The sequence below is a fragment of the [Actinomadura] parvosata subsp. kistnae genome (assembly GCF_900323885.1).
Lineage (GTDB): Bacteria > Actinomycetota > Actinomycetes > Streptosporangiales > Streptosporangiaceae > Nonomuraea > Nonomuraea composti.
Genome location: NZ_OOHJ01000018.1, coordinates 4,376,609 through 4,397,522, shown reverse-complemented (window position 1 = coordinate 4,397,522; position 20,914 = coordinate 4,376,609). Strand labels below are relative to the sequence as shown.

The 20,914-nt window shown below is 72.1% G+C and carries 19 protein-coding genes; 11 read left to right on the top strand and 8 right to left on the bottom strand.

From position 1 onward, the window contains the following. The first annotated feature begins 3 nt into the window (after positions 1 to 3). Genes KIS93_RS40855 through KIS93_RS40840 form a run of 4 tightly spaced genes read left to right on the top strand, consistent with a single transcriptional unit; the run spans position 4 to position 4,764 of the window. Positions 4 to 897 carry an NAD-dependent epimerase/dehydratase family protein gene (locus tag KIS93_RS40855; RefSeq protein ID WP_080047220.1) on the top strand — a complete coding sequence of 298 codons (894 nt, stop codon included), beginning with the start codon at positions 4 to 6 and terminating at the stop codon, positions 895 to 897. After that, the gene (locus tag KIS93_RS40850; protein WP_080042643.1) at positions 894 to 1,766 is read left to right on the top strand and encodes a 5-dehydro-4-deoxyglucarate dehydratase; all 873 of its coding nucleotides are present in this window, start codon (positions 894 to 896) and stop codon (positions 1,764 to 1,766) included. The genes KIS93_RS40855 and KIS93_RS40850 overlap by 4 nt, the downstream gene beginning before the upstream one ends. Further along, the gene (locus KIS93_RS40845) at positions 1,763 to 2,815 is read left to right on the top strand and encodes a mandelate racemase/muconate lactonizing enzyme family protein (protein WP_080042644.1); all 1,053 of its coding nucleotides are present in this window, start codon (positions 1,763 to 1,765) and stop codon (positions 2,813 to 2,815) included. The genes KIS93_RS40850 and KIS93_RS40845 overlap by 4 nt, the downstream gene beginning before the upstream one ends. Continuing rightward, positions 2,815 to 4,764 carry a DUF6807 family protein gene (locus KIS93_RS40840; protein WP_080042645.1) on the top strand — a complete coding sequence of 650 codons (1,950 nt, stop codon included), beginning with the start codon at positions 2,815 to 2,817 and terminating at the stop codon, positions 4,762 to 4,764. Before KIS93_RS40845 ends, KIS93_RS40840 begins: the two co-directional genes overlap by 1 nt. Positions 4,765 to 4,782: 18 nt before the next feature. Here the strand turns inward: KIS93_RS40840 and KIS93_RS40835 are convergent, their stop codons facing one another. Further along, on the bottom strand, positions 4,783 to 5,436 hold the full coding sequence (locus tag KIS93_RS40835; protein ID WP_080042646.1) for a TetR family transcriptional regulator: 654 nt from the start codon (positions 5,434 to 5,436) through the stop codon (positions 4,783 to 4,785). Positions 5,437 to 5,544: 108 nt separating this feature from the next. On the opposite strand from KIS93_RS40835, the gene KIS93_RS40830 reads away from it, so the two are divergent. The 5 genes from KIS93_RS40830 to KIS93_RS40810 are packed head-to-tail and all read left to right on the top strand — an operon-like array spanning position 5,545 to position 12,191. After that, the gene (locus KIS93_RS40830; protein ID WP_080042647.1) at positions 5,545 to 7,176 is read left to right on the top strand and encodes an ABC transporter substrate-binding protein; all 1,632 of its coding nucleotides are present in this window, start codon (positions 5,545 to 5,547) and stop codon (positions 7,174 to 7,176) included. Further along, positions 7,173 to 8,111: an ABC transporter permease gene (locus tag KIS93_RS40825; protein WP_080042648.1), complete on the top strand. Its 939-nt coding sequence runs from the start codon at positions 7,173 to 7,175 to the stop codon at positions 8,109 to 8,111. The genes KIS93_RS40830 and KIS93_RS40825 overlap by 4 nt, the downstream gene beginning before the upstream one ends. Further along, positions 8,104 to 9,990, top strand: a complete 1,887-nt coding sequence (locus KIS93_RS66085; RefSeq protein ID WP_080042649.1) for a dipeptide/oligopeptide/nickel ABC transporter permease/ATP-binding protein — start codon at positions 8,104 to 8,106, stop codon at positions 9,988 to 9,990. The genes KIS93_RS40825 and KIS93_RS66085 overlap by 8 nt, the downstream gene beginning before the upstream one ends. Further along, positions 9,980 to 10,960 carry an ABC transporter ATP-binding protein gene (locus KIS93_RS40815; RefSeq protein ID WP_080042650.1) on the top strand — a complete coding sequence of 327 codons (981 nt, stop codon included), beginning with the start codon at positions 9,980 to 9,982 and terminating at the stop codon, positions 10,958 to 10,960. Before KIS93_RS66085 ends, KIS93_RS40815 begins: the two co-directional genes overlap by 11 nt. A gap of 7 nt (positions 10,961 to 10,967) precedes the next feature. Further along, entirely contained in the window at positions 10,968 to 12,191 is a 1,224-nt protein-coding gene (locus KIS93_RS40810) for an acyl-CoA dehydrogenase family protein (protein ID WP_080042651.1), read from the top strand. Positions 12,192 to 12,291: 100 nt separating this feature from the next. Here KIS93_RS40810 and KIS93_RS40805 read toward each other — a convergent pair whose 3' ends face one another. The 4 genes from KIS93_RS40805 to KIS93_RS40790 all read right to left on the bottom strand — a co-directional run bounded on the left by KIS93_RS40805 (position 12,292) and on the right by KIS93_RS40790 (position 14,520). Beyond that, entirely contained in the window at positions 12,292 to 12,618 is a 327-nt protein-coding gene (locus KIS93_RS40805) for a winged helix-turn-helix domain-containing protein (protein ID WP_080042652.1), read from the bottom strand. After that, positions 12,615 to 13,070, bottom strand: a complete 456-nt coding sequence (locus KIS93_RS40800; RefSeq protein WP_080042653.1) for a hypothetical protein — start codon at positions 13,068 to 13,070, stop codon at positions 12,615 to 12,617. Before KIS93_RS40800 ends, KIS93_RS40805 begins: the two co-directional genes overlap by 4 nt. 177 nt (positions 13,071 to 13,247) lie before the next feature. After that, positions 13,248 to 13,841, bottom strand: a complete 594-nt coding sequence (locus KIS93_RS40795; RefSeq protein ID WP_080042654.1) for a DUF6879 family protein — start codon at positions 13,839 to 13,841, stop codon at positions 13,248 to 13,250. 76 nt (positions 13,842 to 13,917) lie between these two features. After that, on the bottom strand, positions 13,918 to 14,520 hold the full coding sequence (locus KIS93_RS40790) for a helix-turn-helix domain-containing protein (protein WP_080042655.1): 603 nt from the start codon (positions 14,518 to 14,520) through the stop codon (positions 13,918 to 13,920). A 127-nt stretch (positions 14,521 to 14,647) separates the two neighbouring features. Between KIS93_RS40790 and KIS93_RS40785 the strand changes: the two genes are divergently transcribed. Both KIS93_RS40785 and KIS93_RS40780 read left to right on the top strand, forming a co-directional pair. Then, on the top strand, positions 14,648 to 15,826 hold the full coding sequence (locus KIS93_RS40785) for an NAD(P)/FAD-dependent oxidoreductase (RefSeq protein WP_080047221.1): 1,179 nt from the start codon (positions 14,648 to 14,650) through the stop codon (positions 15,824 to 15,826). Then, on the top strand, positions 15,823 to 17,019 hold the full coding sequence (locus KIS93_RS40780) for an MFS transporter (RefSeq protein ID WP_186404682.1): 1,197 nt from the start codon (positions 15,823 to 15,825) through the stop codon (positions 17,017 to 17,019). Before KIS93_RS40785 ends, KIS93_RS40780 begins: the two co-directional genes overlap by 4 nt. 122 nt (positions 17,020 to 17,141) lie before the next feature. On the opposite strand, the gene KIS93_RS40775 is transcribed toward KIS93_RS40780, so the two are convergent. From KIS93_RS40775 to KIS93_RS40765, 3 genes are all read right to left on the bottom strand, one after another. Further along, positions 17,142 to 19,328: a transglycosylase domain-containing protein gene (locus KIS93_RS40775; protein ID WP_080042656.1), complete on the bottom strand. Its 2,187-nt coding sequence runs from the start codon at positions 19,326 to 19,328 to the stop codon at positions 17,142 to 17,144. Between the two features lie 74 nt (positions 19,329 to 19,402). After that, the gene (locus tag KIS93_RS40770) at positions 19,403 to 19,582 is read right to left on the bottom strand and encodes a hypothetical protein (protein ID WP_080042657.1); all 180 of its coding nucleotides are present in this window, start codon (positions 19,580 to 19,582) and stop codon (positions 19,403 to 19,405) included. Positions 19,583 to 19,901: 319 nt separating this feature from the next. After that, positions 19,902 to 20,906, bottom strand: coding sequence for a DUF6891 domain-containing protein (locus tag KIS93_RS40765; protein ID WP_080042658.1), 1,005 nt, complete (start codon positions 20,904 to 20,906; stop codon positions 19,902 to 19,904). Positions 20,907 to 20,914 lie beyond the last annotated feature (8 nt).

The window sequence follows — 20,914 nt, the reverse complement described above, 5'->3', positions numbered from 1 at the left end:
ACGGTGAGCAGAGTCCTCGTCACCGGAAGCGCCGGACGCCTCGGCCGCAGCGTGGTCAGCACGCTCGCGGCGGCCGGGCACGAGGTCATCGGCGTCGACCGCGCCCCAGGCACCCCGCCGGAGGCGGCGGTCACCCTGCCGGCCGACCTCACCGACACCGGTGAGACGTTCGAGGTCCTGGCCAGGTTCAGGCCCGAGTCGGTGATCCACCTGGCCGCGATCGCGACCCCGTTCAGCGTTCCGGAATCGGTGATCTTCAAGGTCAACACGCAGCTCGCGTACAACGTGTGCTCCGCGTCGGTGGCCCTGGGCGTGCCGGGCGTGGTGGTGGCCAGCAGCCCCACCGTCATGGGGTACGGCGCGCCCGGCGGCTGGACGCCGGCGTACCTGCCGATCGACGAGCAGCACCCGGTGCGCCCGTGGAACGCCTACAACCTGTCCAAGGTGACCGCCGAGGAGACCATGAAGGCGTACGCCAGGGCGGGCACGACCAAGCTGGCCGCCGTCCGGCCGTGCTTCGTCATCCCGCCCGAGGAGTGGGCGGGCGCGCCCACGCAGTCCGGCCACACGGTGCGCGAGCGGCTCGACCGGCCGGAGCTGGGCGGGGTGTCGCTGTTCAACTACATCGACTCCCGCGACGCGGCCGAGATGATCGCCGTGCTCTCCGAGGCGCTGCCCGACCTGCCGAACGGCGAGGTGTTCTTCGCCGGCGCCGCCGACGCGCTGGCCAGGAAGCCGCTGGCCGACCTGCTCCCCCAGGTCGTGCCCGGCACCGAGACGCTGGCCGCCGGGCTCACCGGCACCTCCCCCGCCTTCTCGACCGCCAAGGCACAGCGCCTGCTCGGCTGGCAGCCCAAGCGCAGCTGGCGTACCGAACTCAAGGATGTAACCGAATGAACCTCAGCGGTGTGCTGTTCTTCCCCGTCACCCCCTTCGACGCCGACGGCGCGCTCGCCGAGCAGGTGCTGGCCGAGCACGTACGGCAGGGCATGGAGCACGGGCCGGGCGGCGTCTTCGTGGCGTGCGGCACCGGCGAGTTCTCGGCCCTGTCGGAGGCCGAGCACGCGCGGGCGACGCGGGTGGCCACGGAGGTCGTGGCCGGGCGGGTGCCGGTGTTCGCGGGCGCGGGCGGGCCGATCGGCGCGGCGCTGAACCAGGCACGGGCCGCCCGCGCGGCGGGCGCGGACGGGCTGCTGCTCATGCCGCCCTACCTCGCGCAGGGGCCCGGGCACGGCTTCGAGGCGTACGTGCGGGCGGTCGCCGAGGTGCTGCCGGTGATCGTCTACCAGCGCGGCTCGGTGGTGCTGGAGCCGGAGGCCGTGGTGGCGCTGGCCGGCATCCCCGGCGTCATCGGGCTCAAGGACGGCCTGGGCGACATCGACCGCATGCAGCGCACCGTGCTGGCCGTGCGCGAGCAATACCCGGACTTCCTGTTCTTCAACGGGCTGCCGACGGCCGAGCTGACCATGCCCGCCTACCGGGGCATCGGCGTGGAGCTGTACTCCAGCGCCGTGTTCGCGTTCGCGCCGGAGATCGCGCTGGCCTACCTGAACGGCGACGAGCGGCTGCTCACCGAGTTCTACGCGCCGCTCGTGCGCCTGCGCGGCAAGGTGCCCGGCTACCCGGTCGCCCTGGTCAAGGCCGGCGTGCGGCTGCGCGGCCTGGACGCAGGCGCCGTCCGCCCGCCGCTGGTCGAGGTGAGCGAGGAGCACCTGGCCGAGCTGGAGGCGCTGATCAAGACCGGGCTGGAGCTGGTCGCGCCATGACGATCGCCGACCTGCGTACGGAGCTGCGCACCGCGCCGCTGCCCCGGCCGTGGGGCGCGGACGTGCCGGACAACCACGTGATCGTCACGCACGTCACGCTGAAGGACGGGCGCACCGGCACCGGCTTCTCCTGGACGCCGCAGATCGGCGCGCACGCCGTCAAGGCGCTGCTCGACCACGACCTGCGCGAGGCGCTGATCGGGCTGCCCGCGCACCCCGAGGTCGTGTGGGACCGGCTGTGGCGGCACCTGCGCGAGGCGGGCCCCGGCGGGATCACCACGATCGCGCTGGCCGGCGTCGACCTGGCGCTGTGGGACCTGCGCTGCGGTACGGAGTCGCTGCCCGACGTGCTGGGCCGGCGGCGCGAGGAGGTGCCGGTCTACGGCAGCGGCGTCAACCTGCACTACTCCCTGGAGGAGCTGGTCGCGCAGGCCGAGCGCTGGGTCGCGGCCGGCTACCGGGGCGTCAAGATCAAGGTGGGCCGGCCCGACCTGGCCGAGGACGTGGCGCGGGTGGCCGCCGTCCGCGAGGTGATCGGCCCCGACCGGCTGCTCATGATCGACGCGAACCAGCGCTGGGACCTGCACCGGGCCCGCCGGGCACTGGCCGCGCTGCGCGCGTTCGATCCGCACTGGATCGAGGAGCCGCTGCCCGCCGACGACGTGGCCGCGCACGTGGAGCTGCGCCGCTCCATCGACGTGCCGGTCGCGGTCGGCGAGAACGTCTACACCACCTACGGCTTCCGCGACCTGCTGGCGGCCGGGGCGTGCGACATCGTCCAGCCGAACGTGGTGCGGGTCGGCGGCATCACGCCGTTCCTGCGGATCGTGGAGCTGGCCAGGACGTACGACGTGCCGGTCTACCCGCACCTGCTGGGCGAGGTGTCGGGGCAGCTCGCGCTGGCGCTGCCGCTGCCGGTCATGGCCGAGGACGTGGAGGACGCCTCCTTCGCCCGGCTGGGCCTGCTGGCGCAGCCGTATCCCGTGGAGATCGCCGGTGGCGTGCTGCGCGCGGGCGGGCACGCCGGGCTCGGGCTGAGGTGGTCGTGATGGCACCCGTGAAGGTGGTCCTGGCGGGCGCCACGGGCCACGGCAGGCACCACCTGGACATCCTGCGCGAGCTGGCCGGTCGTGGCGTGGTCGAGCTGGCCGGGGTCTGCGACCTGCGACCCGTCGAGGTGGACTTCTGCGCGCCGCTCCAGTCGTCCGACCTGGGCGAGCTGGTCGCCAAGACCGGCGCGGAGATCACGATCGTCTGCACGCCGATCAACACGCACGCCGACCTCGCGATCGCCGCGCTGCGTGCCGGCTCGCACGTGCTGCTGGAGAAGCCGCCCGCGCCCAGCCCGCAGGAGCAGCGCAGGATCGCCGAGGTCGTCGCGGAGACGGGGCTGGCCTGCCAGGTCGGCTTCCAGTCGCTCGGCTCGGCCGCGATCCCCGCCCTGCGCAGGCTGATCGCGGACGGGCGGCTCGGCCGGGTGCGCGGCATCGGCGGCTGGGGCGCCTGGCACCGCCCGTCGGCCTACTTCACCCGCGCCTCCTGGGCCGGCAAGCGGCGCCTCGACGGCGTGGACGTGATGGACGGCGCGCTGACGAACCCGTTCGCGCACGCCATCGCCACCGCGCTGGCCCTGGCCGACGGCCCGATCGCGGAGATCGAGACCGAGCTGTTCCGCGCCCACCCGATCGAGTCCGACGACACCTCCTGCGTGCGGGTGCGGCTGGAGGACGGGTTCACGATCACGATGGCGGCCACGCTCTGCGCGCCCTGCGTAGAGCCGCCGCCGGGCACGGGCGGGCGCGGCGAGGCCCACCTCGTCGTGCAGGGGGACGCGGGCCGGGCCACGCTGACGTACACGCACGACCGGCTGAAGGTGGAGCTGCCCGACGGCTCGGTCACCACGACCGTGCACGACCGGGTGGGGCTGCTGGAGAACCTCATCGACCACGTCCGCACGGGCGCCGAGCTGCTGGTGCCGCTGGCGGCCACCGAGCGGTTCACGCAGGTGCTGGACGCGATCCGGCTGGCGCCCGAGCCGACCCCCATCCCCGAGCGGCACCAGCTCGTCGAGCGGGACGCGGCCGGCGAGGTCGTCAGCCGGGTGCTGCCCGGCGTGACCGACCTGGTCCGGCGGAGCGCGCTGGAGCTGGCGCTCTACTCCGAGCTGGACGTGCCGTGGACGCGGGTCGAGCTGCTCGTGGCGGAGCGCCCGGTCGCCGTCTATGAGCCACGCCCCGACCTGCCCGCCACCGACTCGCCCCGCCCGTACCTGCACGCGGTGCGCACCCTCGGCGGGGTCGAGGTCACGCAGGTCCGGCCCGAGGACCACGTGCACCACCTCGGGGTCGGGGTGGCGATCTCCGACCTCGGCGGGGTGAACTTCTGGGGCGGGCGCACGTACGTCAAGGACCAGGGGCCGACCTGGCTGGACGACCACGGCACGCAGCGGCACGTGGCCTTCACCCGCCTCGACGACGGCGGCTTCACCGAGCACCTGGAGTGGATCGGCCCGGACGGCCGGCCGGTGGCGCGCGAGGAGCGCACGGTGGCGGCCCGGCCGCTCGGGCAGGGCTGGGCGCTGGACTTCGCGTTCACCCTCACGAACCTGACCGGCGCGCCGCTGGAGATCAACAGCTCGGCCACCAAGGGCCGGGCGGGCGCCGGCTACGGCGGCTTCTTCTGGCGCGCCCCAGGCACTTCGGGGGAAAGGACCACCCTCCCGGGAGACGAACGGGCCGTGCACGGCAGCACCGGCCCGTGGCTGGCCATGTCCGGCACCACGCCGGAGGGCCGGGACTGGACGCTCGTCTTCGCCCAGGCGGACGGCGACCCCTGGTTCGTCCGGGTCGAGGAGTATCCGGGGGTGGGGCAGGCGCTGGCGTGGGAGCGGCCGCTCACGTTCGAGACGACGCTGAGGCGGCGGGTCGTCACGGCGGTGCTGGACGGCCGCCTGGACGCGGACGCGGCCTCCGCCGTGGCGGGTGAGCTGCTGCGCTGACCGTCCCCTTGCCCCCGTTCAGGACGGGTCGGAGGGCTCGTGGTTCGAGGTCGCCCTCAGCCAGCGCAGCGCGCCGCGTGACAGGGCCGTCAGGATGTCGGCGGCCTCGTCCAGGTCGGGGTAGCGGCCCTCCAGGTGGCCCATGGCCAGGGCGTTGGTGGCGGCGTTGATGCCGTCGGCGATCATCTCCAGCCGCCGCCGGTCGCGCTCGTCGTCGGCGGTGTAGCCGAGGGCAGCCAGGTCGGCGGCGTGGTGCTCGCGGTAGGCGGCGGCCGTCTCCACCGCGAAGTCGCGCAGCGAGGAGGAGGGGTCGTGGCGCGCCCTGATCTGGATGCGCAGCAGCTCGGGGTGCCGGCAGATCGACTCCAGCGGGATGCGGAACGTCTCGCGGTGCAGGCCGAGGTCGCCGGGGTGCTCGCGGGCCTTGCGGCGCGCCTCGCGCATGGTGGCGCGCAGCCGTTCGCCGCCCTCCTCGGCGAGCACCCGCAGCAGCTCCTGCATGTCCTTGAAGTGCACGTAGAAGCTGGACTGCGCGATGCCGGCGGCCTTGGCGACCTTGACGGTGCTCAGCCCCGCCTCGCCCTCCTCGTCGAGGATGGCCAGGGCGGCGCGGATGAGCTTGCGCCTGGTCAGGTCTTTCGCCTCACTCCTCGTGAGCGGTGTGCTCGTCATGAGTCCCCTCCCCTCCCGTAACGATTCTCCCGCGCCACTTGTGCGGAATTTCACCGATAGTACTATCGGTGAAATTGCTCTCGGGGGATCAGCCGGGAGGAGGCGTGGATGAAACGCTGGAGGACACCGGTCACGTTGTCGCTGGCCGCGATGGTGATGCTGGCGTGCAGCGGCCAGCGGCCGGCCGAACCGCCACCGCAGTCCCAGTCCGGAGCGCCGGCCGCGACCGGCCCCACCCAGGGCGGGCGCCTGGTCTACGCGGTCAGCGCGGATGCCAACGGGTTCAACCCGGTCACCGACCAGTTCGCGGCACAGAGCTACAGCATGACGGGCACCATCATCGAGCCGCTGGTCGCCGTGGCCGCCGACGGCTCCTGGAAGCCGTACCTGGCCGAATCGCTCACCCCCAGCAAGAAGTACGACGAGTGGACCATCAAGGTCAGGCCGGACATCTCCTTCTCCGACGGCATCTCCCTGACCGGTGACATCGTCAAGGCCAACCTCGAAGCCCAGAAGCGCTCCCCGCTGACCGCCGCCGCCATGATGCCGATCAAGTCGTTCGAGCTGGCCGACCCGATGACGGTCAAGGTCGTCCTGAACCAGCCGTGGGTGGCCTTCCCGTACCTGCTGGCCGTGCAGACCGGCATGATCGTCCCGCCGGCCTCGCTCAACGACCCCAAGACGGCCAGCCTCAAGCCCGTCGGCACCGGGCCGTTCGTCTTCAAGGAGTACGTGCCGGACAACCGCATGGTCGTCACCCGCAACCCGCACTACTGGCGCGCCGGCCTGCCGTACCTGGACGAGATCGAGTTCAGGATCCTGCCCGACACGCAGACCCGCGCCCAGACCCTCGAAGCGGGCGGCGTGGACGCCATCGGCACCTCCCGCGACGAGGACCTGACCAAGTTCGGCGCCATGAAGGACCAGTACACCGTGCACCGGGCCCAGGGCATGGCCGTCGCCGAGTACATGTTCCTGCTCAACACCGCCGTGCCCCCGCTCGACGACGTACGCGTACGCAGGGCCCTGGCCCACGCCATGGACCGCGAGACCGTCATCAAGACCCTGCGCGGCGGCCTGACCGAGCCCGCCGACGGCCCCTGGTCCAAGGACTCCCCCTGGTACGCCCCCGGCGGCTACCCCGCCTACGACCTGGCCAAGGCGACCGCCCTGGTCAAGGAGGTCGAGGCGGAGAAGGGCCCGATCCGCTTCGAGCTGATCTCCACCCCCGACCCGAACACCATGCAGGGCGTCGAGCTGGCCCAGGACATGTGGCGCAAGGCCGGCATCGAGGTGTCGATCAAGCAGGCCGACCAGGCCGACCTGATCAACCGCGCCATCACCGGCAATTTCTCCGCCACCGTGTGGACCCAGTTCTCCGCCCAGGACCCCGACGGCGAGTACGTCTGGATGCACCAGGCCTACGCCAAGCCCGTCGGCGCCATCTCGCTCAACATGACCAGGCTCAAGGACGAGAAGCTGAGCGCCGCCCTCGACGCGGGCCGGATGAGCCCGGACGAGGCCACCCGCAAGCAGGCGTACGCCACCGTGCAGCAACGGCTGCGCGACCAGGTGCCGTACGTGTTCGTCGACCACCTCAACACCGGCGCCGTCATCGCCAAGACCAAGGTGCGCGGCATCGGCGAGCACGTCCTGCCCGACGGCGAGAAGGGGCTCCCGCTGACCGGCTCGCCCATCCCGTACCACCCGTTCACCCAGCTCTGGGTCAGCGAGCGGTGATCGTCCTCCACCGGCTCGCCCGGCTCCTGGTGGTGCTGGTCGTGGTGACGTTCCTGTCGTTCGTCCTGCTCAACCTGCTGCCCGGCGACCCGGTCACGCAGATCCTGGGCCTGTCGGCGACCGAGGAGTCCCGCGCGCGGCTGCGCCAGGAGCTCGGGCTGGACCAGCCGCTGCTGGTGCGCTACCTCGACTGGCTCGGCGGCCTGGCCGGCGGCGACTTCGGCACCTCGTACATCACGAGGATGCCGGTCGGCGCCGAGCTGGCCGAGCGGCTGCCCGTCACGCTGGAGCTGCTGGTCGCCGCGCAGATCGTGGCGCTGGGCCTGGCCGTCCCGGTCGGCGTGGCCGCCGCGCGCCGCGCCGGGCGCGCCCTCGACCAGGCGCTCACCGCGCTCAGCTTCGCGCTGCTGTCCACGCCCGTGTTCGTGCTCGGGGTGCTGCTGATTCTGCTGTTCGCCGTCACCTGGCGGGTGGTGCCCGCGACCGGCTGGACGTCCCTGTCGGTCGACCTGGGCTGGAACCTCACCTCCGTGGTGCTGCCCGCCGTGACGCTGGGCTGCGGGCAGTTCGCCGTGTACGCGCGGCTGCTGCGTACCGACCTGATCGCCACCCTCCAGGAGGACTACATCACGCTGGCCCGCGCCCGCGGCCTGTCGCCGCGCCGCATCCTGTGGCGGCACGCGCTGCGCCCCTCCGCGATCACCCTGATCACCGCCGTCGGCCTCAACCTGGGCGCCCTCATCGGCGGCACCGTCATCATCGAGACCCTGTTCGGCCTGCCCGGCGTCGGGCGGCTCATCGTCGACTCCATCTTTTCCCGCGACTACCTGACGGTGCAGGGAGGCGTCGTGCTGATCTCGGTCGGCTATGTGGTCGTGAACTTCGCGGTGGACCTGGTGTACGCCGCCGTCGATCCCCGGATCCGTCGTGCGTAGGCGGCTGGGCTTCGGGGTCTGGCTCGCGGCGGGCTGGATCGGGCTGGTGCTGCTCGCCGCGCTGCTGGCCGACTTCCTGCCGTTCGCCCGCTACGACGAGACGCTGGCCGGGCCGCCGCAGTCGGGGCCCAGCGCCGCGCACCCGTTCGGCACCGACGGGCTCGGCCGCGACGTGCTCAGCAGGGTCGTGTACGGGGCGCGCGTCTCCCTCGGCGTCGGCCTCGGAGCCGTCCTGCTCGGCCTGGGCGTCGGCGCGCCGCTCGGCATCCTGGCCGGCTACCGGCGCAGGGCCACCGACGCGGTCATCATGGCCGTCAACGACGTGGCGCAGGCGTTCCCCGCGCTGGTGTTCGCGCTGGCCGTGGTCGCCTTCGCCGGGGCGAACCTGCGCAACGTGCTGATCGTCCTCGGCGTGCTCGGCGTGCCCTCCTGGGTCCGCCTCATCAGGGGCGCCACGCTCAGCTTCGCCGAGCGCGAGTTCGTGCTGGCCGCGCGCGTGCTCGGCACCCGCGACCGGCGCATCCTGTGGCGCGAGATCCTGCCGAACGTGGCCGTGCCCGCCGCCTCCTACGCCTTCATCGGCATGGCCGTGGTCGTGGTCGCCGAGGGCAGCCTGGCCTTCCTCGGCCTGTCCGTCCAGGCGCCCACCCCCACCTGGGGCGGGCTGATCAACGAGGGCCGCACGCTCATGGAGACCGCGCCGCACGTCGTGCTGGCCCCCTCGGTCGTCATGTTCCTGACCGTGCTGTCGTTCAACCTGGTCGGCGACCGGCTGCGGGCGCTGACCGACGTGCGCGAGATCGGCCTGGAGCCGGTACGCGCGCCCGCCGCGCTCCCGCTGCCCACCCCCACCCATCCCGTCCGCGACACCCTCCTCCAGGTGGAGGAGCTGCGCACGCACTTCGTCACGCCGCGCGGCGTCGTCAAGGCCGTGGACGGCGTCTCGTTCACCCTCGACCGCGGCCGCACCCTGGCCATCGTCGGCGAGTCCGGGTCCGGCAAGTCCATGCTGATCCGCTCCGTCCTGGGCCTGCTGCCCGGCACCTCGATCAGGGGCGGCCACGTGTACCTGTCGGGCGACGACCTGACCGCCTACGGCCCCGCCGAGATGCGCCCGGTCCTCGGCCGGCGGCTCGGCACCGTGTTCCAGGACCCGATGACCGCGCTGAACCCCGTCCGCACGATCGGCACCCAGGTCATGGAGCCGCTGCGGGTGCACCTGCGCATGAGCCGCCGCCAGGCCCGCGCCGAGGCGGTCGAGCTGCTCGCCTCGGTCGGCATCCCCGACCCCGTCCGCATGCTGCGCCGCTACCCGCACCAGCTGTCCGGCGGGATGCGGCAGCGGGTGACGATCGCCATGGCGCTGTCGTGCCGGCCCGACGTGCTGTTCGCCGACGAGCCGACCACCGCGCTCGACGTGACCATCCAGGCGCAGGTGCTGCGGCTGCTGCACCGGCTGCGCGCGGAGCGGGACATGGCCGTGGTGCTGGTCAGCCACGACCTGTCCGTGGTCGCCCAGTGGGCGGACGAGGTCATCGTCATGTACGCCGGAAAGGTCGTCGAGCGGGGGCCGGCCGCCGAGGTGTTCGCGCGGCCCCGCATGCCGTACACCGAGTCCCTGCTCCAGGCGGCGCCCCGGCTCACCGACCCCGTGCACCACCGGCTCCGCGTCATCCCCGGCCGGCCGCCGGACCTGGCGCACCTGCCCGCCGGGTGCGCGTTCCACGCGCGTTGCCCGTACGCGCGGGAGCGCTGCGAGCTGGAGCCGCCGCCCCTCTCCGAGGATCACCATCACCCGTACGCCTGCTGGTACCCGCGCCCGGGCACCACCGCCGAGCAGGACGTCAGGACGACAGGAGCTGACAGCCGTGGCCGGTAGCGGAACCGCGCACCTGCGCCCTGATGACGAGGTGCTGCTGCGGGTGGAGGATCTGGTGGTGGAGTTCCCCGCAGGGCGGGGCCGCACCGTCCGGGCGGTCTCGGGAGTGAGCTTCGACCTGGCGCGCGGCGAGACGCTCGGCATCGTCGGCGAGTCCGGCTGCGGCAAGTCCAGTGCCGCGCGGGCGCTCGTGCAGCTCCCGCCGCCGCGCTCCGGCTCGGTCAGGCTGGACGGCCTGGAGCTGACCGCCCTGCGCGGCGAGGCCCTGCGCAGGACCCGCCGGCGCCTCCAGATGATCTTCCAGGACCCCATCTCCTCGCTCAACCCGCGCCGCCGCGTCCGCGACATCGTCGGCGAGGGCCCGCGCGTCTGGCAGTTGCCGGGCGACCGCGTGGACGAGGTCCTGGAGGCCGTCGGCCTCGACCCGGCCACGGCCGCCGAGCGCCGGCCGCACGAGTTCTCCGGCGGGCAGTGCCAGCGCATCTCCATCGCCAGGGCGCTGATCCTCGACCCCGAGGTGGTGATCTGCGACGAACCCGTGTCGGCGCTCGACGTCTCGGTGCAGGCCCAGATCCTCGGCCTCCTTGAGGACCTGAAGGACCGCTACCGGCTCACCCTCGTCTTCATCGCCCACGACCTGGCCGTGGTGAAGAACGTCAGCGACCGCATCCTCGTCATGTACCTGGGCAAGGTGTGCGAGCTGGCGCCCAGCGCCGACCTGATCAGCCGCCCGGCGCACCCGTACACCCGCGCCCTGATCGCCTCCATCCCCGGCGGCGGCGGTCTCGACCTGCCGCCCGCCGACACGTTGATCAGTGGCGAACCTCCGTCGCCGGTCGACCCGCCCTCAGGGTGCCGCTTCCGTACGAGATGTCCGCGCGCCGCGCCGCGGTGCGCCACGGAGGAACCCCACATCAGGCAGGTCGGCGACGACCACTGGCTCGCCTGCCACTTTCCCGTCAAGGAGTAATACCGAAATGGCGATCGATTTCACCCTTGCCCCCGAGCACGAGGAGATCCGCAAGCGGGTCCGCGCCTTCATCCAGGGCACCGTCATGCCGGCCATGGAGGACCTGAAGGAGGGCGACCGCGACCAGTACCTGCGCACGATCTTCCACCTGCGCTCGCTGGCCAAGGCCGAGGGCTTGTGGCTGCCCCACATGCCGAAGGAATGGGGCGGCATGGGCCTCGGGCACGTGGAGCTGGCCATGGTGCAGTCGGAGGCGGCCAAGACCCGCATCGGGCCGTGGGTGCTCAACTGCCAGGCCCCCGACGAGGGCAACATGCACACCCTCCTCCACTGGGCCACCGACGAGCAGAAGGAGAAGTACCTGCGGCCCCTGCTCGACGGCACGCAGATGTCCTGCTTCGCCATGACCGAGCCGGAGGTGGCCGGCTCCGACCCCACCCTGATCCGCACACAAGCCGTCCAGGACGGCGACGAATGGATCATCAACGGCCACAAATGGTTCATCTCCAACGCCCGCCGGGCCAGCTTCGCCATCCTCATCGCCCGCACCGAACCCGACGTGCCCGAAGGCTCACGCGGCGCCAACACCGCCTTCCTCGTGGACCTGCCCAACCCCGGCTGGAACGACGTCCGTGAGGTGGAGACCATGCACGGCTCCACCGGCCACAGCGAGATCGTCATCAAGGACCTGCGCGTGCCCGACAGCGCCGTCCTCGGCGGGCGCGGCAACGGCCACCGCCTCGGGCAGTACCGCCTCGGCCCGGCCCGCCTCGCCCACTGCATGCGCTGGATCTCCCAGGCCGAGACCGCCCTCGACATGATGGTCGACCGGGCGCTCAAGCGCTACAGCCACGGCTCCCTGCTGGCCGAGAAGCAGGGCATCCAGTGGCTCATCGCCGACTCGGCCATGGAGCTGTACCAGTGCAAGCTCATGGTCCTGCACGCCGCCTCGAAGATCGACAAGGGCGAGGACTTCCGTACGGAGGTCTCGATGGCCAAGCACTTCGTGGCCGGTAGCCTCAACCGGATCATCGACCGGGCCATCCAGGTGCACGGAGCCCTGGGGTACTCGACGGACACGCCGCTGGCGAGCATGTTCCAGCACGCCCGCTGGGCCCGCTTCGCGGACGGGGCCGACGAGATCCACCAGATGCGCATCGCCGAGCGCACGATCGCCGCCTACCAGGCGACCGGCTCCACCAGCTCCGCCACCGGCGGCCTCCCCCTCTGACCGTTCCCGTCCGTACGGCACCCTCGCTTTCGTACGGCACCTTCGCTTTCGTACGGCACCTTCGCTTTCGTACGGCACCTTCGCTTTCGTACGGCAGCCCTCACCGTGGGAGGCCGGCCTCCGTGGGGTCCGGTGTCGCGCGCCCGACCAGCTGTTGCAGGGCCGCGACATGCCCCTCGAAGGCCGCCCGCCCGCGCGGCGTCAGCATCACCAGCGTGCGGCGCCGGCGCCCGGCCCCCTCCTTGCGCACCTCCGCGTATCCCGCCTCGGCGAGGGTCGTGACCTGCTTGGACAACGCCGAGTCGGTCAGTTCCAGGCTCTCCTTCAGGAAGGAGAACTCGGCCCACTGCGCCGCCGCGAGCAACGACACCAGCCCCAGCCGGGTCGGCGGATGGATCAGCTCGTCGAAACCGGCGGGCACCGTCATGCCGCCGCCCGCCTCTTGACCAGCGCCCGGTACAGCGGCTCACCGGCCGCGACGATCACCGCGAGGACCACGCCGGTGACCGTGTTCCGCAGCGGGAAGTCGCTCCCGTCGAGCAGCCACACCGCGGCGAGCACCAGGGCACCGGCGGCGAGCGCGCAGCCGCCGAGCACGGCCCAGAACCGCCCGTTCAGCGCGGAGGCGTGCAGGACCGCCCGGCTGCGCCGCCCCGCCTGGGTGAAGCAGGCCAGCGCGGCGACCAGGGCGACGAGAAGCAAGGCGAGCTGCGGCCCCTTGCCCACGGGAAGGTCCATCGCCGCGAACCCCGCGACCATCAGCACCATGCCGGTGGCGTCCCACCCGCGATGCCGCCCCCGGGAGGCCCCCTCGAGCACCTGGTCGCGCCGCTTGGCGATCTCCGCGAGGCCGGCCTGAGCGTCGTCGGCGTGGTTCATGGCGATCCCTCCACTCTTTGACTTTCCTACCAGGAAAGCTAACACTCGACTTTCCCGCCAGGCAAGTCAAAACTTCGGGACGGCCACCCTCGGGACCGCCACCCCGGGACCGCCACCCTCGGGACCGCCACCCTTGGAAGGGGCACCCTCGGGAGGGGCGCCCGGGCTGGGAAGCCGTCAGACCGGAACCGTCGGGGCGGGGAGCGGCATGATCTCGCGCTCGTAGTAGGGCCGCAGCTCCTCGCCCCGTTGGAACAGCTTGTCGAGCTCCCCCTGGCAGGCCTCGATCACCTCCCGGTCGTCGATCCGCCGGGCCCCGCTGTGCGCTCCCGACTCGTCGTACGTCACCTCGTACATGGCCACCGTCCCGAGCACGACCAGCTCCGGCAGCCGCCTGCCGACCTCGATCTCGGCCACCTCGCCCGCGTCGAGCACCCGGACCTGCTCGGCGGCCTCGCCTCTCAGGGCCAGCAGGTGGGCCTCCCACCGCACGTACGACGTGACCGGCTGCTCGACGATCCGGATCCGCCGCCGGGGGTACCTCTTGGCCGGGCGCTCGCGTGGCGCCCCGCGCCCGTCGTCGACCAGCTTGAGCGAGCGGTCCCAGTCGCCCTCCACCATCGCGGCCCAGCTCGGCTCGCCCCGGAAGCTCTGCAGCCGTTCGAGCTTCCAGAACACGCCGTCGAGCTGATGGAAGTTCGGCCAGAAGTCGTCGAGGTACTCGTCCGCGCTCAGCACGGCGGCCGGTATCTCGTGAATGCGCTCAAGCACAGGTCCCTGCCAATCACCACGAAGTTCCTAAGTGGTATCTCCCCAGGTCAGCTCGGGCGATTCTGCACCGATCCGATCAATTCCCCTCTCGAGAGCGAGGCTTGGCCCGCACGTGCATCCGCTCCCCCTGCCTCCCGAACAGGTTCAGCACCTCCACCGGCGAATCCCCCGCCGCCCCGAACCAGTGCGGCAGACGCGTGTCGAACTCGGCGGCCTCACCCGGCCCCAGGATCAGATCGTGGTCGGCCACGACGAGCCGCACCCGCCCCGAGAGCACGTACATCCACTCGTAGCCTTCGTGCGTGATCGGCCGCGGCTCGTTCTGCTCGGCCGGGATGATCGACTTCCACGCCTGCAGCGGCCCCGGCTGCGTGGTCAGGGGCACCACGGTCCGCCCGTTGCGGACCAGCGGCTTGGCGCGGACACGCGGATCACCGATCTCCGGCGCGCCGACCAGCTCGTCGAGCGGCACCTGGTGCGCCTGCGCGATCGGCAGCAGAAGCTCCAGGCTGGGGCGCCGCTGCCCCGACTCCAGCCGCGACAACGTGCTCTTGGAGATGCCGGTGGCCTCGGCCAACGCCGACAGGCTCACCTGCCGCTGCGTACGGATGCGCCTGAGCCGCGGCCCCACCTGCGCCAGCGTCTCGGCCAGCGCGGCCTGCTGCTGCACCGTTCCCATCCCGCTCCTCCTCACCGTACGGGGACACCGCTCCCCTCCCACTGTTCCAGAAACAGCAACAGAAGTTGTCATCCGGGACCTCTCGGTCGCACCATCGGCGCCGGAGGTGATCGCTGTGAACAAGGCGATGAACGCACACGACACCGGCGAGCTGAGCTTCGACGTGGTGATCGTCGGCGCCGGGGCCGCCGGCCTGAACGCCGCCCTGCTGCTGGGACGCGCACGGCGCAAAGTGGCCGTGATCGACGCCGGCGAGCCGCGCAACGCCCCGGCCGCGCACATGCACGGCTTCCTGTCCCGCGACGGCCTGCCCCCTGCCGAACTGCTCGAACTCGGACGCGCCGAGATCACCCGGTACGGCGTACAGCTCATCGAGGGCCGGGTCGAGAACATCAGCCACGAGTCCGTGGACGGAGGCGTCGGCCCCGAGCCAGCGACCGAGGGCGTCAGCCACGCAGCCACGACCGCGGCCGAAGACGGCGGGCCCGCCTTCACCGTCCGGCTCGCGGGCGGCCAGGTGCTCGGGGCCCGCCGCGTCCTGGTGGCCACCGGCCTGCGCGACGAGCTGCCCGACCTGCCCGGCGTCCGCGAGCGCTGGGGCAAGGACGTGCTGCACTGCCCCTACTGCCACGGCTACGAGGTACGCGACCAGCCCCTCGCCGTCCTCGGCACCCACCCCGGCGCGGTGCACCAGGCCCTGCTGCTGCGCCAGTGGAGCGACGACGTGCTCTTCGTCCGGCACACCCTCGACCTGACGCCCGAGGACAGGGACCGCCTGGAGTGCCACGGCCTGCGCGTCATCGACGGCACGATCGACCGCCTCGCCGTCGAGGACGGCCGGCTGCGCGGCATCGAGCTCACCGACGGCCGCGCGCTCCCCCGCGCCGCCGCCTTCCTCTTCCCGCGCATGGTCCCGCAGGACGAGCTGCTGACCGGCCTGGGCTGCATCAAGGACGACGGCGGCTGGGTCGTCACCGACCGCACCGGCCGTACCAGCGTCCCGGGCGTCTGGGCGGCCGGCAACGTCATCGACCCGCGCGCGCAGGTGATCACCGCGGCGGGCATGGGCTCAGCCGCGGCCTTCGCCATCAACGGCGACCTGACGGATGAGGACGTGCGACGCTCCGTCGAACGCCGCCGCCAGGCCCACCCGGCCAGTGCCCGCTCGGAAGCCGCCCACCTGAACGGGGCCCGCTCGGAAGATGTCCACCCGGAAGGTGTCCGCCCGGAAGCTGGGCGTCCGGAAGCTGGGCGTCCGGAAGCTGGGCGTTCGGAAGCCGGGCGTGCGGAAGGGGCGGGCCGGTGAGCGTCGAGACCGCACGGGGGCGGCGGCCGCGGATCGTGCGCGGCCGCCTGCCCCTGGGGGTGTACCTGCTGGCGTTGAGCCTGTTCGCGATGGGCAGTGCGGAGTTCCTGCTCGCCGGCGTCCTCCCGGCGATCGCCGGCGATCTGCGGATCACCCTGTCGTCCGCCGGGGCGCTGATCTCGGCGTTCGCCGCCGCCGTGGTCGTCGGCGGCCCGCCGCTGGCCATCGTGACCCTCCGCTGGCCGCGCCGGACGGCGCTGGTGGCCACGCAGGCCGCGTTCGCCGCCTGCGTGGTGGTCGGCGTCCTGACCGACAGTTACGCGGTGCTCCTGGTGACGCGTTTCCTGTCGGGCCTCGCGTACGCCGGGTTCTGGGCGGTGGCGGCGGTCACGGCGATCGGCCTGGTGCCGCCGGACCGCGCGGCGCGCGCCTCGGGCGTCGTCGTCAGCGGCCTGAGCCTGGCGATGGTGGCCGGCGGCCCGGCCGGCACGCTGGTCAGCTACTTCACCGGCTGGCGCGGCGGCTTCTGGGCGGTGGCCGGCCTCACGGTCGCCGGCGCGATCCTGACGCTGGTGGCGCTGCCCGCCACGACCGCGCGCGGCACCGCCAGTGTGCGGGACGAGCTGCGTACGATGCGACGCCCCCAGCTGTGGATCGTGTACGCGGCCACCCTCCTCAGCACGGCCGCCTACATGATCACCTACAACTACCTCGCGGCGTTCCTGTCGGACGTCACCCGCGTGCCCGGGATCTGGATCCCCGCGATCCTGACCCTGTTCGGTGTGGGGGCCTTCGCCGGGCTGTCCATCGGGGGCCGGATCGCCGACCGGCTGCCCATCCACGCCCTCCTGGCCGGAACGCTCGGCATCCTGGCCACCTCGGTCCTGCTCGGAGCCTTCGCCAGGCACGCGATCGCCGTCGTCCCCCTGGTGCTGATCCTGGGGGTGGCCGGGTTCGTCCTGAATCCGGCGATCTACGGGCGGGTGTTCGCCATCGCGGGCCAGGCGCCAACCCTGGCCGGCGCCACCACCGTCTCCGCGTTCCAGCTCGGCATCAGCCTCGTGCCCGGCTTCGCCGCCGTCGTGCTCGACGCCGGGGCCGGGACCGAGGCCATCCCGTGGCTGGGCGCCGGCCTGGCGGCGCTCACCACAGCGCCCATCCTGCTCGACCGCATGCTGTCGCGCCGCGCCTGATCGCGTGCGGCGCCTCAGCCGCCGCTCGACCGCATGCTGTCGCACCGCGCCTGATCGCGTGCGGCGCCTCAGCCGCCGCTCGACCGCATGCTGTCGCACCGCACCTGATCGCGTGCAGCGGCTCAGCCGCCGCCGAAGGGCTGGGTGCCGTCGTCGACGGTGGTGCCGCCGTCACCAGGCCCACCGGAATCACCGCCGTTGCCGTGATTGCCGTTGTTGCCATTGTTTCCGTTGTTGCCGTGATTGCCGTTGTCGCCGCTGTCGTCCAGCGTCGGGTCGCCGCCGTCGCCCAGCGGATCGTCACCCACGGCCCCGTTGTCGTCGGGGGCGCCGGCGCAGGCGGGGTCGGCCGCGCAGGCCGGGTCGCCCCCGGTGTCGTCGCCCTGGTCCTCGGACGGGTCCTTGGTCGGCTTCGGCGCCGGCTTCCGTACCAGGTCGTGCGGCTCCCCCGCGAAGGCGGGCGGCGGGAACTGCTCGACCGGCTTGCCCGCCATCGCGACCGCCATGAAGTCGCGCCAGATCTTGGTGGGCGTCCCGGCGCCCTGGATGTTGCCGAGGGAGACCTCCTTCTTCAGGGCATATCCGTTGGGGTCCTTGAGGACCTTCCGCGTCTTCGGATCGACCTGCGGGACCTCCTTGTACATCCCGACCGCCGCGGACAACTGAGGCGTGTACCCGACGAACCACGCCTCCTTGTTCTCGTTGTTCGTGCCGGTCTTCCCCGCGATCGGCCGCCCGTCGGGCAGCGCGGTGCCCCTCGCCGTGCCGTACTTGACGACCTGCTGCATCGCGTAGGTGGAGTCGGCGGCGGCGTCCGGGCCGATGACCCTTCTGGTCTGCGCGGCCTCCTTCATGACGATCTTCCCGGTGTACGTCTTGACCGTCAGGACCACGTGCGCGTCGTGGTGCACGCCGCCGTTGGCGAAGATGCCGTACCCGGTGGCCTGCTCGACCGGGGTCACCAGGCCGGCGCCGATGGACATGCCGTACGCGTGGTCCTTGATCGCCCGTTCCACGTCGTCCTTGTCGATCCCGGCGCCCTCGGCGATCTTCGCGACCTCCTCCAGGCCGACCTCCTGCGCCATCGTCGCGAACGCCGTGTTCACCGACTCGGCGGTGGCCCGGTCGATCTGCACGGCCGGGCCCACGTCGTGCGAGTTGCCGATCGGTTTCGTGCCCGGCAGCGTGACCGGCCCGTCGCCGGACACGTAGCTCCGCAGGCTGTACCCCTTCTGCAGCCAGGCGGCCAGCACGTACGGCTTGAAGGCCGAGGCCGCCTGCTTGTTCGCGTCGAAGGCGTTGTTGGTGAAGCTCTTCAGGTAGTCGTGGCCGCTGTAGAACGCGACCACCCGGCCGTTACGCGGATCCACCGCGGCCATGTTCGCGTGGATGTACTTGTCGCCGACGGCCGCGAGGTTGCTCTCGACCGCCTTCTTCGCGGCCTGCATCAGCTTCTTGTCGAACGTCGTCGTGACCCGGTACCCCTCCTTGCGCAGGCGCTCCCGGCTGATCCCCCGCTTCTCCAGCTCACGCTGCACGATGTCGACCATGTAGCCGTTGATGCCCTTGAGGGTCTCCTTCTTGTCCAGCCTGGCCAGCTTCGGGAACTTCGCCGTCTCCGGCAACCGCCCGTACTTCGCCGGATCGACGATCGCCATGCCCCGCGTCACGTACGCGAACCGCTCCTTGGTCGGCGCCCAGTTCTTCTCCGACTCCGCCCGGTCGAACGCGTCGGGGCTCTGGATCCGGCCCGCCAGGTACGCCCCCTCGGCGGGCGTCAGCTTGTCCACGTCCTTGTCGAAGAACGCCTGCGCGGCGGCCTGGATCCCGTTCGCGCCCCGCCCGAAATAGATCGTGTTCAGGTAGTTGGCGAGGATCTCGTCCTTCGACATCTCCTTGCCCGCGCGGATCGAGACGAAGATCTCCTTGACCTTACGCGCCAGCGTCCGCTCCTGGCTGAGGCCGTCGTAGTAGCCGCGCGCCATCTCCTGCGTGATCGTCGAGCCACCCTGCACCTGCTGGCCCGTCACCGTGCTCCACACCGCCCGCATGATCCCCGACACCGAAATGCCGGGGTCCGTGCGGAACGTCCGGTTCTCGGCGGCGATGAACGCATCCTGGACGTGCCGCGGGATCTTCGAGATCGGCACGATCTCCCGCTTGGTGCCGAGCCGGGCGATCTCCGTCTTGCCGTCCCGGTAGTAGATGATGCTGCCCTGCTCGGTCGCGTGCTGCTGCTTCTCCTTGGGGAGCGGGGTGAGCGCGTACGCCACCATGACCATCCCGAACAGCCCCGCCACCAGGACCACGACCCCGACGACGACCAGCTTCCAGCTCGGGATGAACCGCTTCCACCCGGTACGCCGCCTCCGCCCGCCCTCATCTACAGGCGAGCCGCCTTCCCCATCCCCGGCCCCACCGCCGCGACCACCGCGACCGCCGTCGGACCCGCCGGCCGCCCGGGCAGCGCGACCACCCTCGGTTGCGCCGACCGCTCGCCCAGGGTGACCGGCACCGGCACCACCCGCGCGCCGACGCCCACGCCGCCCGTCACCTGGACCACCGGCTCCTTCGAAACGCGCCTGCCCGTCAGCCTGGCGAGGTGCGGCCCCGCGATCGCCCACGCCTTCCCTGGACGGGCGCCGGCGCCTCCGCGGACGCCCCGACGCACCGGACCACCCCTCGGCGTTCTGGTCACGACCGGTCGACTCCGGCCCAAAGCTGCTGTTACTCACGGATCCTTGGTTCACTCAAACGGAGACGCGATGGATAGCGGTTAGCCATAGTAGTAATGATCGCCAAATCGCGCGCCAAAATCCCACATCTCCCCACCGCGCTGCCCGCGCTGCACTGCCCTGCGGCGCGCCGCTCCCTCCGCTGCGTCATGACCAGGTGAGCAGTTCCAAGTCCCCCAGGTCCCGCAGCCCGATGCGGTCCTCCTCCGCGAGGATCGTGACCATCGCCAGCGCCTCGTCAAGCGTCACATACCGCCCATGGGAGCAGCCGACCTCCGCGTCCGGCGTCTCGGCCCAGAGGCGGGTTCCGCCCTCCCACGCGAGCTGGAGCACGTCGCCCGACCGGCCCTCGTAGCAGGCGAAGTTGCCGTCGCGGGAGGTCAGCCACAGCAGCAGGTCGCGGCTCTCCTGGGCCGTCATGACGACCGGGTCGTCCGAGTAGGCGGCCCAGGCGTAGTCGCAGAAGGTGACGCGCAGCCCAGGCCGAGGGTCAGGCGCGCGGGTCTCACCCCGCTCCGGATGCTGCGGGCCTGAGGGCTGCGGATGGTGCGACAGCCAGGCGAAGCGGCGCCGTTGCCAGGTCATCGGCACGTGGATGCGCTGCCCGGCATCGCCGTCCCACTCGACCCGCAGCCCCCGCCGCCGGAGCGCCTCCGCGATCTCGGCGCCGATCCGGTCGGCGCGGGGCGCGTCCTCAAGGTCGCCGCGCCCGAAGGCGAGGTAGAGGCCGTCGCCCGCCACGGCCCGTTCGGCGTCCTGCTCGTGGTAGAAGACGTAGCCGCGCACCCCGGACAGGCCGGCGATCTCGCCTCTGATGTCGGTGATCCCGCAGGTCATACAGCACGTGTAGTGCTCGCGGGCGAGGATCCCCGCCTGGGCGAGCTCGCCCATGGCCAGGCTGAGCCGGTCGTTGTCGGTGGTCGCGGGCCAGCGGGCCTGGGCGGCCAGGTGGGCGGCGAACTCCTCGGCCGTGACCTCTCTGACGGCTTCATCCAACAGGGCCTGGTCGTCGACCTCGTCCGCCCAGGTTTCGAGCACGCCCCGGACGACGCGTTCGAAGTCGTGCCGCCCGGCGGCCACGGCCGTGTGGATCTCCTCCGTGATCTGGTCGCGGACGGATTCATCGAGCAACTGCCACTGGGCGACGTTCATGGCGGATC

Bases quoted from the DNA above. Each gene is read 5' to 3' on its own strand.
- KIS93_RS40850 (WP_080042643.1), top strand. From the start codon at position 894: ATGAACCTCAGCGGTGTGCTGTTCTTCCCCGTCACCCCCTTCGACGCC.
- KIS93_RS40790 (WP_080042655.1), bottom strand. From the start codon at position 14,520: ATGGGAACGGTGCAGCAGCAGGCCGCGCTGGCCGAGACGCTGGCGCAG.
- KIS93_RS40805 (WP_080042652.1), bottom strand. From the start codon at position 12,618: ATGACGGTGCCCGCCGGTTTCGACGAGCTGATCCATCCGCCGACCCGG.
- KIS93_RS40835 (WP_080042646.1), bottom strand. From the start codon at position 5,436: ATGACGAGCACACCGCTCACGAGGAGTGAGGCGAAAGACCTGACCAGG.
- KIS93_RS40810 (WP_080042651.1), top strand. From the start codon at position 10,968: ATGGCGATCGATTTCACCCTTGCCCCCGAGCACGAGGAGATCCGCAAG.
- KIS93_RS40840 (WP_080042645.1), top strand. From the start codon at position 2,815: ATGGCACCCGTGAAGGTGGTCCTGGCGGGCGCCACGGGCCACGGCAGG.
- KIS93_RS40785 (WP_080047221.1), top strand. From the start codon at position 14,648: ATGAACGCACACGACACCGGCGAGCTGAGCTTCGACGTGGTGATCGTC.
- KIS93_RS40800 (WP_080042653.1), bottom strand. From the start codon at position 13,070: ATGAACCACGCCGACGACGCTCAGGCCGGCCTCGCGGAGATCGCCAAG.
- KIS93_RS40765 (WP_080042658.1), bottom strand. From the start codon at position 20,906: ATGAACGTCGCCCAGTGGCAGTTGCTCGATGAATCCGTCCGCGACCAG.
- KIS93_RS40830 (WP_080042647.1), top strand. From the start codon at position 5,545: ATGAAACGCTGGAGGACACCGGTCACGTTGTCGCTGGCCGCGATGGTG.
- KIS93_RS40845 (WP_080042644.1), top strand. From the start codon at position 1,763: ATGACGATCGCCGACCTGCGTACGGAGCTGCGCACCGCGCCGCTGCCC.